11 protein-coding genes are annotated in these 12019 nt (G+C 69.9%); 6 read left to right on the top strand and 5 right to left on the bottom strand.

The features are described from left to right. Window positions 1-11: 11 nt before the first annotated feature. Complete coding sequence (gene nadA / locus OG435_RS14010; protein ID WP_430625629.1) at window positions 12-1214, bottom strand: quinolinate synthase NadA; 1203 nt, start codon at window positions 1212-1214, stop codon at window positions 12-14. Window positions 1215-1532: 318 nt separating this feature from the next. On the opposite strand from nadA, the gene erpA reads away from it, so the two are divergent. After that, the gene (gene erpA, locus OG435_RS14005; protein WP_243330017.1) at window positions 1533-1889 is read left to right on the top strand and encodes an iron-sulfur cluster insertion protein ErpA; all 357 of its coding nucleotides are present in this window, start codon (window positions 1533-1535) and stop codon (window positions 1887-1889) included. A gap of 99 nt (window positions 1890-1988) precedes the next feature. On the opposite strand, the gene OG435_RS14000 is transcribed toward erpA, so the two are convergent. Together OG435_RS14000 and OG435_RS13995 are read right to left on the bottom strand one after the other, a co-directional pair. Continuing rightward, complete coding sequence (locus tag OG435_RS14000; RefSeq protein ID WP_266877151.1) at window positions 1989-3494, bottom strand: hypothetical protein; 1506 nt, start codon at window positions 3492-3494, stop codon at window positions 1989-1991. Between the two features lie 73 nt (window positions 3495-3567). Further along, on the bottom strand, window positions 3568-3786 hold the full coding sequence (locus OG435_RS13995; protein ID WP_266877150.1) for a hypothetical protein: 219 nt from the start codon (window positions 3784-3786) through the stop codon (window positions 3568-3570). A 131-nt stretch (window positions 3787-3917) separates the two neighbouring features. Between OG435_RS13995 and OG435_RS13990 the strand changes: the two genes are divergently transcribed. After that, on the top strand, window positions 3918-4895 hold the full coding sequence (locus OG435_RS13990) for a carbohydrate kinase family protein (RefSeq protein ID WP_266877149.1): 978 nt from the start codon (window positions 3918-3920) through the stop codon (window positions 4893-4895). Between the two features lie 208 nt (window positions 4896-5103). Here the strand turns inward: OG435_RS13990 and OG435_RS13985 are convergent, their stop codons facing one another. Next, window positions 5104-6486 (bottom strand): cysteine desulfurase/sulfurtransferase TusA family protein, encoded by a 1383-nt coding sequence (locus OG435_RS13985; RefSeq protein ID WP_266877148.1) that lies wholly within the window; start codon window positions 6484-6486, stop codon window positions 5104-5106. A 294-nt stretch (window positions 6487-6780) separates the two neighbouring features. Here OG435_RS13985 and ctaC point away from each other — a divergent pair, with 294 nt between their 5' ends. From ctaC to OG435_RS13965, 4 genes are all read left to right on the top strand, one after another. After that, window positions 6781-7755 carry an aa3-type cytochrome oxidase subunit II gene (gene ctaC, locus OG435_RS13980; RefSeq protein WP_266877147.1) on the top strand — a complete coding sequence of 325 codons (975 nt, stop codon included), beginning with the start codon at window positions 6781-6783 and terminating at the stop codon, window positions 7753-7755. Then, window positions 7752-9482, top strand: coding sequence for an aa3-type cytochrome oxidase subunit I (ctaD, locus tag OG435_RS13975; protein WP_266877146.1), 1731 nt, complete (start codon window positions 7752-7754; stop codon window positions 9480-9482). The genes ctaC and ctaD overlap by 4 nt, the downstream gene beginning before the upstream one ends. Beyond that, window positions 9479-9877, top strand: coding sequence for a cytochrome c oxidase subunit 4 (locus OG435_RS13970; RefSeq protein ID WP_266877145.1), 399 nt, complete (start codon window positions 9479-9481; stop codon window positions 9875-9877). Before ctaD ends, OG435_RS13970 begins: the two co-directional genes overlap by 4 nt. Window positions 9878-10015: 138 nt before the next feature. Continuing rightward, a complete protein-coding gene (locus tag OG435_RS13965) occupies window positions 10016-11263 on the top strand; it encodes a L,D-transpeptidase (RefSeq protein WP_266877144.1) in 1248 nt (415 codons plus the stop codon). A gap of 166 nt (window positions 11264-11429) precedes the next feature. Here the strand turns inward: OG435_RS13965 and OG435_RS13960 are convergent, their stop codons facing one another. After that, window positions 11430-11831 carry a hypothetical protein gene (locus OG435_RS13960; protein ID WP_250742508.1) on the bottom strand — a complete coding sequence of 134 codons (402 nt, stop codon included), beginning with the start codon at window positions 11829-11831 and terminating at the stop codon, window positions 11430-11432. Window positions 11832-12019 lie beyond the last annotated feature (188 nt).

Below are 12019 nucleotides of genomic sequence, written 5' to 3'. Positions count from 1 at the left end.
TCCCGGACCGGCTACGGAAGCGCGAGCATCCGCTCCAGGGCGAGCTTGGCGAAGTCCGCGGTCTCCTTGTCGACCTGGATCTGGTTGACGAGGTTGCCCTCGGCCAGGGACTCCAGGGTCCACACCAGGTGGGGGAGGTCGATGCGGTTCATGGTCGAGCAGAAGCAGACCGTCTTGTCGAGGAAGACGACCTCCTTGCCCTCCGGGGCGAATCGGTTCGCCAGACGCTGGACGAGGTTCAGCTCGGTGCCGATGGCCCACTTGGAGCCGGCCGGGGCCGCCTCCAGCGCCTTGATGATGTACTCGGTGGAGCCGACGTAGTCCGCGGCCGCCACGACCTCGTGCTTGCACTCCGGGTGGACCAGGACGTTCACGCCGGGGATGCGGGCGCGCACGTCGTTGACCGAGTCGACCGAGAACCGGCCGTGCACCGAGCAGTGCCCGCGCCACAGGATCATCTTGGCGTTCCGCAGCTGCTCGACGGTCAGGCCGCCGTTCGGCTTGTGCGGGTTGTAGAGCACGCAGTCGTCCAGGGACATGCCCATGTCGCGGACGGCGGTGTTGCGGCCCAGGTGCTGGTCCGGGAGGAAGAGGATCTTCTCGCCCTGCTCGAACGCCCACTCCAGGGCCTTCTTGGCGTTGGACGAGGTGCAGATCGTGCCGCCGTGCTTGCCGGTGAAGGCCTTGATGTCGGCGGAGGAGTTCATGTACGAGACGGGGACCGTCTCACCGGCGATGCCGGCGTCGGTCAGCACGTCCCAGCACTCCGCGACCTGCTCGGCGGTGGCCATGTCGGCCATCGAGCAGCCCGCGGCCAGGTCCGGCAGGACGACCTTCTGGTCGTCCGAGGTGAGGATGTCCGCGGACTCGGCCATGAAGTGGACGCCGCAGAAGACGATGTACTCGGCCTCCGGCTTGGCGGCCGCGTCCTTGGCGAGCTTGAAGGAGTCACCGGTGACGTCGGCGAACTCGATGACCTCGTCACGCTGGTAGTGGTGGCCGAGGATGAAGACCTTGTCCCCGAGCTTCTCCTTGGCGGCACGGGCGCGCGCCACGAGGTCCGGGTCCGACGGCGAGGGCAGGTCGCCGGGGCACTCCACCCCGCGCTCGCTCTTGGGGTCGGCTTCGCGGCCGAGCAGCAGCAAGGCAAGGGGCGTCGGCTGGACGTCCAAAGGCTGGTTGTCCAAAGGCTGGGCGGTGGTCACGACACGCACCCTTTCTGTTCTGCGACAAGGGACTTCTGAAGCCACTCTGAAGCCATCGCTTCGACTTCTCGTCTATTTGACGCTATCTATCATAACTGCTTCACGTCACTTTGACGATGCCGATAGTGTCGATGTGACGCATTCGCCCGCCCGTCGCGGGTGCCTCGCCGGGACCCACCACCGCGCGGTGGTGTGCGAGCATGGAATTTCTGAAACACGCGTCGGGTCCCGGAATGAATCCGCGGTCCCGCTCGTTGCCACCGACGGCAAGAGTCCGACGTTTCCCCGCTCCCGGCGGGGAGCCGCCCACTTCGGGAGTGAATGCAGATGTCCGTACAGGACGAAAAGACCACCGTGAGCGACGGCATCCTCCTGTCCGACGCCGCCGCCGAGAAGGTCAGGACCCTGCTGGAGCAGGAAGGCCGTGACGACCTGGCGCTGCGCGTCGCCGTCCAGCCCGGTGGCTGCTCGGGCCTGCGCTACCAGCTCTTCTTCGACGAGCGCTCCCTCGACGGCGACGTCGTGAAGGACTTCGACGGTGTGAAGGTCGTCACCGACCGGATGAGCTCCCCGTACCTGCACGGTGCGTCGATCGACTTCGTCGACACCATCGAGAAGCAGGGCTTCACGATCGACAACCCGAACGCCACGGGCTCCTGCGCCTGCGGCGACTCGTTCAACTAGGCCCCGCGGGGCCTCACGGCCCGGCTGAGCTCGCAGAGCAGACGAGAGGGGCCCGCCCGCGGACATCCGCGGGCGGGCCCCTCTCGCGCGTCCTGGCGCCTACTGGCGGGGGACGGCCTTGCCGTTGGTCGCGTCGATCACCTTGCGGTCGCCCAGCGGCTGCTGGAGCGTGCCCGTCACGGTCATCTCCTTCGCGATCAGGATGCAGACCTGCCCCGGCTTGTTCGGGGTGTCCGTGATCTTCACCATCACCGACTCCGGCTGCTCCCGGACCTCCAGGGCGTAGGTGCTGCACACCCCGCCCCAGAAGTTCACGGTCAGCGTCCGGTCGGCCGAGGCGTACGAGAACCCGGGCACGGCCTGCCCCTTCGCGGGCGGGTCGACCGGGGTGGGCAGGTCCACCGGGGGAGTCTCCCCGGTCAGGGCCGCCGGCTGGGCCACCGTGTGGCCCGGGGCGCCGCCCTTGCCGGCCACCTCGAACAGCCAGGCCGGCACCAGGCCGCGGGCCCCGTCGACCGTGCCCGGGACCAGCCCGAGCTCGGCACCCTTCACCGACTCCGTCCGCGTCGGCTTCATCGGGCGGGGCTCCGGGTTGCACGGCAGCGTGTCCGTGGCACCGTCCGGGGTGTCCGGAGTCAGCGGCACGCTCGTGGCGCAGCCGCTCGGACCGGGATCCTTGGCGCCGGAGCCCCGGGACTTGTCGTTGAGGCGGGCCAGCGCGTCGACGGCGCCGATCACCGGCTGCTCGGCGGCCCGCGCGGGCGCCTTCAGCTCGCCGCTGCCCGACACCACCTGGGAGTCCGCACCGACACCGACCCGGGTGGACCAGCCCTGCGTGCGCAGGCCATCGATCACCGGGTCGGCCGTCACCAGGCGTACGGAGCCCTGGGCGATCCGGGCGTCGAGCGCGGCCGCGCCCTGCCCCACGGCCGCCAGCACGGGCGCCGAGGCGGCCTTGGCGGCCTCCTCCGAGACGGGCGTCCCGCCGGTGCCGCCGTGCTCCTGACCCAGGTCCTGGGGGAGCGTGGCCGGGCCGCAGGTGTCCTTGCCGCGCACGCAGTCGTCCCCGGTGCCGCCGACCTGGAAGCGGGAGAAGTTCCAGGTCCCGGGCGCCTTGAGGTTCACCGTGAGCCGGGGCCCGGAGCCGTCCGCCGCCTCCCCGGCCTGCCAGGTCTCCCCGACCAGCCGGGGCGCGCCGGAGATCCCGAGCGCCGTGGCGAGCCGTGCCACCTCCGCGGAGGTCACCTCACCGCTCGCCGCGAAGGCCGGCGCGGTGGCGGGGCCGTCCGGGAGGGGGACGTCGGCGGTGTACGTGACCCCGCCGCCGGAGGGGTCGGGCTCGCCGGGGGCGATGCCGGGCCCGGGCGGAGTGGCCGCCGCCGCGCGGGGTGCGGAGGCCGCGCTGTCGCCCGTACGCCCCTCGCCGTGAGCGGTCGACGCCAGGTACGCGGTGCCGCCGCCGGTGAGCAGGACGGCGGCCGCGATCGAACCTACGACCCAGACCGGCCGCCGTCGTGTGACACGTGACGCACCGGGGGTGGCGGGCACCTCGGGTGTCCCGGCTCCGTCGGGTGCTTCCAGTCCATCGGGGTGTTCGCTGGTCACCGCATCGCTCCTTTGCCAGTCCCGCATGGGGTGATGCGGGTGTGACGGAACAGACGCGGATCCGGTTCCCCGGCTAGTAGCCGTAGACCGCCGTGGCGGCGATCAGGCGGGCCGAGGCCGCCGGGACGCGGATCCCGCTGATCTGGGAGGGCGCCACCCGGTCCGGCCGCGGATCGGCGGGAACCTGCCAGTGGGGGGCCATCCGGGCGCAGTCGCCCAGCAGCTGTTCGAAGGCGGTGCCCGCCGCGTTCTCGGAGAGCCGGACGTGCCCGAAGCCATCGGTGTAGGTCATGGGGCACGGTAGGCACGCGACCGCGGGTGAAGAAAGAGCTACTACGGGGTAGTTTCGGCAGGTCGGCCTCGGCCCGCCGAGCGGGTAGTTTTGAATGTCCCCTTGCCTTCCCTCGCAGGAGCGTCCACGCCGTGCGTATCGCAGTCACCGGCTCCATCGCCACCGACCACCTCATGACCTTCCCCGGCCGCTTCGCCGACCAGTTGGTCGCGGACCAGCTGCACACGGTCTCTCTCTCCTTCCTCGTCGACAACCTCGACGTGCGGCGCGGCGGCGTCGGCCCGAACATCTGCTTCGGCATGGGGCAGCTCGGCGCCCGGCCGATCCTCGTCGGCGCGGCCGGCTCCGACTTCGACGAGTACCGCGCCTGGCTCGACCGGCACGGCGTCGACACCCAGTCCGTACGGATCTCCGAGGTCCTGCACACCGCGCGCTTCGTCTGCACGACGGACGCCGACCACAACCAGATCGGCTCCTTCTACACGGGCGCGATGAGCGAGGCCCGCCTGATCGAACTGAAGTCGGTCGCGGACCGGGTCGGCGGCCTGGACCTCGTCCTGATCGGCGCGGACGACCCCGAGGCGATGCTGCGCCACACGGAGGAGTGCCGGACGCGGGGGATCCCCTTCGCGGCGGACTTCTCGCAGCAGATCGCCCGGATGGACGGCGACAACATCCGCACCCTGATGGAGGGCGCGACGTACCTCTTCTCGAACGAGTACGAGAAGGGCCTCATCGAGGCGAAGTCCGGCTGGAGCGACGCGGAGATCCTGGCGAAGGTCGGCACCCGGGTCACCACGCTCGGCTCGAACGGCGTCCGCATCGACCGGGTCGGCCACGACCCGATCGTGGTCGGCTGCCCGGAGGAGACCGCGAAGGTCGACCCGACGGGCGTCGGCGACGCGTTCCGCGCGGGCTTCCTGACGGGGCTCGGCTGGGGCGTCGGCTTGGAGCGGGCCGCGCAGGTCGGCTGCATGCTGGCCACGCTCGTCATCGAGACCCTCGGCACCCAGGAGTACACCCTGGGCCGGGCCCACTTCATGGAGCGCTTCACGAAGGCCTACGGTGACGAGGCGGCGACGCAAGTCCAGTCCCACCTCCCGGCGTAGCCCCTCGCGGGGCCCGGTGGGCGAGTGCGGGGGGACTCGGCCCTGCGGGGGCTGTCCCCTACCCGCCCTTCGCCCGTTCCCCGGGCGCTGACCGGGGTCTGGGGCGGAGCCCCAGGGGGTCCGGGGCGCAGCCCCGGGGAACGGTGGAAGGGCGGGTAGGGGACAGCCCCCGCAGGGCCGCCCCACCCGCAGGCCGCCGCGACCCGGGTCAGACCGCCCGGCGGACCGTGTACGCAGTACCAAGGGGACGCGGGGCCTCGCCCACGTAGGTCTGCCCCCGCATCGCGCACCACGCCGGAATGTCCAACCGCGCCACCTCGTCGTCCGACAGGACGGTCACCGTCCCCCCCACCGGCACCCGCCCGATCGCCCGCCCCAGCTCGATCACCGGCTGCGGACACCGCAGCCCGAGGGTGTCCAGCTCCAGGGACTCCGCCTCCGGATCGGCGGCCATCACCGGTTCCACCACGCCGAGTTGCTCGCGGACCCCCGCCACCAGCCCCGGCAGGACCTCCAGGAAGCTGTTGACCTCCGCCGCCGTCGTACCGGCCGGCAGGGAGACCCGTACGTTCCCCTCCGACAGCACCCCCATGGCCCGCAGGACATGGGACGGCGTCAGCGTCGAGCTGGTGCACGAGGAGCCGGAGGACACGGAGTAGCCCGCCCGGTCCAGCCCGTGGAGCAGGGTCTCGCCGTCCACGTACAGGCAGGAGAAGGTGACCAGGTGCGGGAGCCGCAGGTCCGGATGGCCCACCACCTCCACGTCCGGCACCAGCCGGGCCACCCGCCGCCGCAGCCGGTCCACCAGGATCCGCAGCCGGGCCGCCTCCGCGTCCGCCTCGGCGCGCACCGCCCGCAGGGAGGCCGCCGCGGCGACGACCGCGGGGAGGTTGACGAAACCGGGGGAGCGCCCCGACTCCCTTTCGTCGGCGGGGCCTTGGGGTGCGAAGCGCACGCCCTTACGGACCGCCAGCAGGCCGACCCCGGCCGGCCCGCCCCATTTGTGGGCGCTCGCGCACAGCACGGACCAGCCGCCGGGGACCGGACCCCAGCCCAGCGACTGCGCGGCGTCCACCAGCAACGGGACCCCGGCGGCGGCGCACGCCTCGGCGACCTCCGCCACCGGCTGGACGGTGCCGACCTCGTGGTTGGCCGACTGGAGGCAGGCCAGCGCGGTGGCGGGGCCCACGAGTTCCCCGTACGAGGAGGCCGAGACCCGGCCGAACCGGTCCACCGGGACCTCCTCGACCCGCCCGCCGCCCGCCGCGTGGAGTTCCGCCGCGTGCAGTACGGAGCTGTGTTCCACCGCTGATACGACCAGATGCCCGCCGACGCGCCGACGCCCCGCCAGGACCCCGGCCATGCCCGAGTGGACCGCATGCGTCCCCGAAGGAGTGAATACGAGCTCGTCGGGGCGGCAGCCCACCGCCTCCGCCGCCGCCTCCCGCGCCGCGTCCAGCAGCAGCCGGGCCCGGCGCCCTTCGCGGTACAGCCGGGCCGGATCGGCCCAGCCTTCGTCAAGGGAGGCCTGGAGCGCCTGCCGGGCCACGGGGTGCAGCGGGGCGGCGGACGCGGTGTCGAAGTACGGCATCCGGTCACGCTAACCGGCCGCCGCGCCGGCGTGGCGATCGGACGAGGTCAGGGGTCGTCAGAAGGGGGCAGGATGCTGCCATTCGGGGTCGATTGGGCCGTCCCCCGTACGGCGGATCCATCCCTTCGGGGTCAGTAACGGCGCGTTGGGCACCCTCCCCGCGCGACCCCAAATAGCGTCCAGTAGGGTTTGGTCCGCATAAACATCCAAACCCCTGCCTGCGTCAGGGCCGGCGACCGACCCGAATGCGGCCGCGGCCGGCCGCGCGGGCCGAGACTCTCGGGAAGGCGCTACGTGAGTCCCTACGGCTCCGACCGCTCGCCGCGGCGCCCGATGCGGCGGAAGCTGCTGCAGGCGCTGACTGCGGGCGTGGTCCTGGCGACCGCCACTGGTTGCTCGTATACATGGAAAGACTTCCCCCGCCTCGGATTGCCCACCCCGGTCACTGAAGAGGCGCCTCGCATCCTCTCCCTGTGGCAGGGGTCCTGGGCGGCCGCTCTGATCACCGGCATCCTCGTGTGGGGCCTGATCATGTGGAGCGTCATCTTCCACCGGCGCAGCCGGACCAAGGTCGAGGTTCCCCCGCAGACCCGGTACAACATGCCCATCGAGGCCCTGTACACCGTGGTCCCGCTCATCATCGTCTCGGTGCTCTTCTACTTCACCGCGCGCGACGAGTCGAAGCTGCTCTCCCTCTCCGCCAAGCCGGCGCACACGATCAACGTGATCGGCTACCAGTGGAGCTGGGGCTTCAACTACGTCGAGGACGTCGACGGCGACGCGGCGACCCCGAAGGCGGACGAGGTTCCCAAGGAACTCTCCGCCATCCCGGACCGCTACACCAAGGACTTCCCGGCAGGCGCCGAAGGCGTCTACACCAAGGGCGTCCCGAGCGACCGGAACGCGGAGACCGGCAACCCCGGCCCGACGCTCTGGCTGCCGAAGGGTGAGAAGGTCCGCTTCATCCTGTCGTCGAACGACGTCATCCACTCCTTCTGGGTGGTCCCCTTCCTGTTCAAGCAGGACGTCATTCCGGGCCACACCAACGTCTTCGAGGTCACCCCGACCGAAGAGGGCGTCTTCATGGGCAAGTGTGCCGAGCTCTGCGGTGTCGACCACTCCCGAATGCTCTTCAACGTCAAGGTCGTCTCCCCGGAGGCGTACAAGGCGCACCTGAAGGAGCTCGCGGAGAAGGGGCAGACCGGCTTCCTCCCGGCCGGCATCCAGCAGACCGACCCGGCCCGCAATGCTGAGGTGAACAAACTGTGAGCATCCTCAACCAGCCTCAGGGTGCCGAGGCGGACTCGTACGAGAACGAGACGCCGGTCCGGACCAAGCAGCCGGGCAGCGTGGTCGTGAAGTGGCTTACCACCACCGACCACAAGACCATCGGCACGATGTACCTGCTCACGTCGTTCGTGTTCTTCATCATCGGCGGGATCATGGCGCTCTTCATGCGCGCCGAGCTGGCCCGTCCGGGCACGCAGATCATGTCGAACGAGCAGTTCAACCAGGCGTTCACCATGCATGGCACGATCATGCTGCTGATGTTCGCCACCCCGCTGTTCGCGGGCTTCGCGAACTGGATCATGCCGCTGCAGATCGGCGCGCCCGACGTGGCGTTCCCGCGGCTGAACATGTTCGCGTACTGGCTGTACCTCTTCGGCTCGACCATCGCGGTGGCCGGCTTCGTCACCCCCTCGGGTGCCGCCGACTTCGGCTGGTTCGCCTACTCCCCGCTGTCGGACGCCGTCCGCTCGCCGGGCATCGGCGCCGACATGTGGATCATGGGTCTGGCCTTCTCGGGCTTCGGCACGATCCTCGGTTCGGTCAACTTCATCACCACGATCATCTGCATGCGCGCTCCCGGCATGACGATGTTCCGCATGCCGATCTTCACCTGGAACGTGCTGCTGACCGGTGTCCTGGTCCTGCTCGCCTTCCCGGTGCTGGCCGCCGCGCTCTTCGCGCTGGAGGCCGACCGGAAGTTCGGTGCGCACGTCTTCGACGCGGCAAACGGCGGCGCCCTACTGTGGCAACACCTCTTCTGGTTCTTCGGACACCCAGAGGTGTACATCATCGCGCTGCCGTTCTTCGGAATCATTTCCGAAGTCATCCCGGTCTTCTCGCGCAAGCCGATGTTCGGTTACATCGGTCTGATCGCCGCGACGATTTCCATCGCCGGCCTTTCGGTGACCGTGTGGGCCCACCACATGTACGTCACCGGCGGTGTGCTGCTGCCGTTCTTCTCCTTCATGACGTTCCTCATCGCGGTTCCGACCGGTGTGAAGTTCTTCAACTGGATCGGCACGATGTGGAAGGGCTCGCTTTCCTTCGAGACCCCGATGCTCTGGGCCGTCGGCTTCCTGGTCACCTTCACCTTCGGTGGCCTGACCGGCGTCATCCTGGCTTCGCCCCCGATGGACTTCCACGTCTCCGACTCGTACTTCGTCGTCGCGCACTTCCACTACGTCATCTTCGGCACCGTGGTCTTCGCGATGTTCTCCGGGTTCCACTTCTGGTGGCCGAAGTTCACGGGCAAGATGCTGGACGAGCGCCTCGGCAAGATCACCTTCTGGACGCTGTTCGTGGGCTTCCACGGCACCTTCCTGGTGCAGCACTGGCTGGGCGCCGAGGGCATGCCGCGTCGTTACGCGGACTACCTCGCGGCGGACGGCTTCACGCTGCTGAACACGATCTCGACGATCAGTTCGTTCCTGCTGGGCCTGTCGATGCTCCCCTTCATGTACAACGTCTGGAAGACGGCGAAGTACGGCAAGAAGGTCGAGGTCGACGACCCGTGGGGCTACGGCCGTTCGCTCGAATGGGCGACGTCTTGCCCGCCGCCGCGGCACAACTTCCTCACCCTGCCGAGGATCCGGTCCGAATCCCCGGCATTCGATCTGCACCACCCCGAGATCGCGGCCCTCGACCACCTTGAGGACCACTCCGTGGCCGCCAAGGCCGTCGCTGGTGGCAAGGAGGCCGGCAAGTGAAGATCCAGGGCAGGATGTTCCTGTGGCTCGCCGCCTTCATCCTGATCATGACCGTCGTGTACGGCGTGTGGTCGAAGGAGCCGGTCGGCACCACCGCGCTCGCACTGGCCTTCGGCCTGAGCGCCATGATCGGCTACTACCTGGCCTTCACGGCCGCGCGTGTGGACGAGATGGCCCAGGACAACCTGGAGGCCGACGTCGCCGACGAGGCGGGCGAGCTGGGGTTCTTCTCCCCGCACAGCTGGCAGCCGCTCTCGCTGGCCATCGGTGGCGCCTTCGCCTTCATGGGCGTCATCTTCGGCTGGTGGCTGATGTACTTCTCCGCGCCGCTGATCCTCGTGGGTCTGTGGGGCTGGGTGTACGAGTACTACCGCGGCGAGAACCAGAACCAGTAGCCGCACCCCCGCAGCCGCTCCCCGGAGCGGTCGCAACGTGAGACCAGGGGCCCGGACACCTCCAATGGAGGAGTCCGGGCCCCTCGTTTGCAGTCACCCCGCGCGCCGTAATTGTCATATCTTCATAGCGTTGGCTCCATGAACCAGTCACCGCGTCTTTGGACCGTTATCGGCTGCTCCCTGCTGGTCGCGTCCCTCGGGGCCGGCGCCACCGCATGCGGGTCGGGCGACGACAACCCGCTGTCCGCCCGCCCCTACGACGCGGGCGACCAAGTCGCCCTCAACCAGTCCACCGGCAGTCGCCCGGTCGACCCGGACCGGCCCCTGGAAGTCACCGCCAAGAGCGGGGACGGCCGGATCACCGACGTGAGCGCCGTGGACACCCACGGACGCCGCCTGGCGGGCGAGTTGTCCGCCTCCGGCGACCGCTGGCACAGCACCGTCCCGATGGCCGCAGGTGTCCGCTACACCGTCCTCGTGAGCACCGAGGACGAGCGGGGCGCCCCCGGGCAGCGCACGCTCACCTTCGACACCACCCCGGCCAAGAAGGTCCTCAAGGTCGAATTCGGCCCGGACGAGGGCAAGTACGGCGTCGGACAGCCCCTCACGGCCGAACTCAACGAGCCCGTGAAGGACAAGGCCGCCCGCGCCGTCATCGAGCGGGGCCTGATCGTCGACGCCCCGCCGGAGGCCGTGGGCGCCTGGCACTGGGTGGACGACAAGAAGCTCCACTACCGGCCCAAGGAGTACTGGCCCGCCAACACCACGGTCTCCGTACGGAGCAACCTGGAGGGCATCAAGATCTCCGACGACCTGCACGGCGCCGCCTCCAAGCCGCTGAAGCTGGAGATCGGCGACCGCGTCGAGGTCACCACGGACGCCTCCTCGCACTGGCTCACCTTCAAGCGCAACGGAGAAGTGATCAATTCCATCCCGGTGACCACCGGAAAGCCGGGCTTCTCCACCCGCAACGGCGTCAAGGTGGTCCTCGGCAAGCAGTACTACGTCCAGATGCGCGGGGACACCGTGGGCATCGGCGGCAGCGAGTACTACAACCTGCCCGTCTACTACGCGACGCGCGTCACCTGGAGCGGTGAATACGTCCACGCCGCGCCGTGGTCCGTCGGCTCCCAGGGCTACGAGAACGTCAGCCACGGCTGCACCGGCATGAGCACGGGCAACGCCGCCTGGTTCTACGAGAACATCACCGAAGGCGACATCGTCCGCGTCATCAACAGCATCGGCGACGACATGGACACCTTCGGCAACGGCTACGGCGACTGGAACATGGACTGGAAGGACTGGCGCGAGGGCAGCGCCCTCCTCAAGGGCACCCAGGAGGGCCGCAGCCCCGTCGACCAGGCCCGCCTGCGCCCGCAGGTGTAACCACCGGGCCAGGAGCGCCGGGAGAGGCCGCAGCCGGGGCACGGGCACCCGTACGGACCGTACGGGTGCCCGTGCCCCGGTATGCGCCGGTACAGGCCTGTGCGGGCCCCTGCGGGGCGCACAGGCCCCGCAGGCCCCGCAGGCCCCGCAGGCCCCGCAGGCCGCGTCAGGCCGCCGGAGAGAGCCGTGCGCGCAGCAGACCCGCCAGGGCCTGCGCGAAGTCCACCGGATCAACCGGAAGGGTGACCGCGGCGTCCGCGCGGCTCCAGGTGGCCAGCCAGGCGTCCTGCGGACGGCCCATCAGGAGCAGGACGGGCGGGCACTGGAAGATCTCGTCCTTGATCTGCCGGCACACCCCCATCCCCCCGGCCGGAACCGCCTCGCCGTCCAGCACGCACACGTCGATGCCGCCCGCGTCCAGCTCCTTCAGGACGGCCGGCAGCGTGGCGCACTCCAGGAACTCCACCGGCGGCAGGTCTGCGGCCGGCCTGCGACCGGCCGCCAGCCGCACCTGCTCCCGGGTGCCCGCGTCGTCGCTGTAGACCAGAACCCGCGCAGTCGCCCGCATTTCGTTCCTCCACGTGTCCCGTGAATCACGTTGATGTTGCGCGGGATGCTACTCCGTCCGACCCGGTGTCAACATCGGTTCGTACAGCCTTGCCCGAGGGACGGCCCACGGGCGTCGGCAGGGCGATCTGATGGGCCGTTCGGGCCTTGCACACGCCCCTGACACTCCGAACGGCACCCCCCGGGGTG

The sequence above is a fragment of the Streptomyces sp. NBC_01264 genome (assembly GCF_026340675.1).
In the GTDB taxonomy this organism is placed as follows: Bacteria; Actinomycetota; Actinomycetes; order Streptomycetales; family Streptomycetaceae; genus Streptomyces.
Note: the sequence above shows the minus strand (reverse complement) of the source record. Positions and strands in the feature narration are given on the sequence as shown.

Bases quoted from the DNA above. Each gene is read 5' to 3' on its own strand.
- erpA (WP_243330017.1), top strand. From the start codon at position 1,533: ATGTCCGTACAGGACGAAAAGACCACCGTGAGCGACGGCATCCTCCTG.
- OG435_RS13985 (WP_266877148.1), bottom strand. From the start codon at position 6,486: ATGCCGTACTTCGACACCGCGTCCGCCGCCCCGCTGCACCCCGTGGCC.
- OG435_RS13995 (WP_266877150.1), bottom strand. From the start codon at position 3,786: ATGACCTACACCGATGGCTTCGGGCACGTCCGGCTCTCCGAGAACGCG.
- OG435_RS13965 (WP_266877144.1), top strand. From the start codon at position 10,016: ATGAACCAGTCACCGCGTCTTTGGACCGTTATCGGCTGCTCCCTGCTG.
- OG435_RS13960 (WP_250742508.1), bottom strand. From the start codon at position 11,831: ATGCGGGCGACTGCGCGGGTTCTGGTCTACAGCGACGACGCGGGCACC.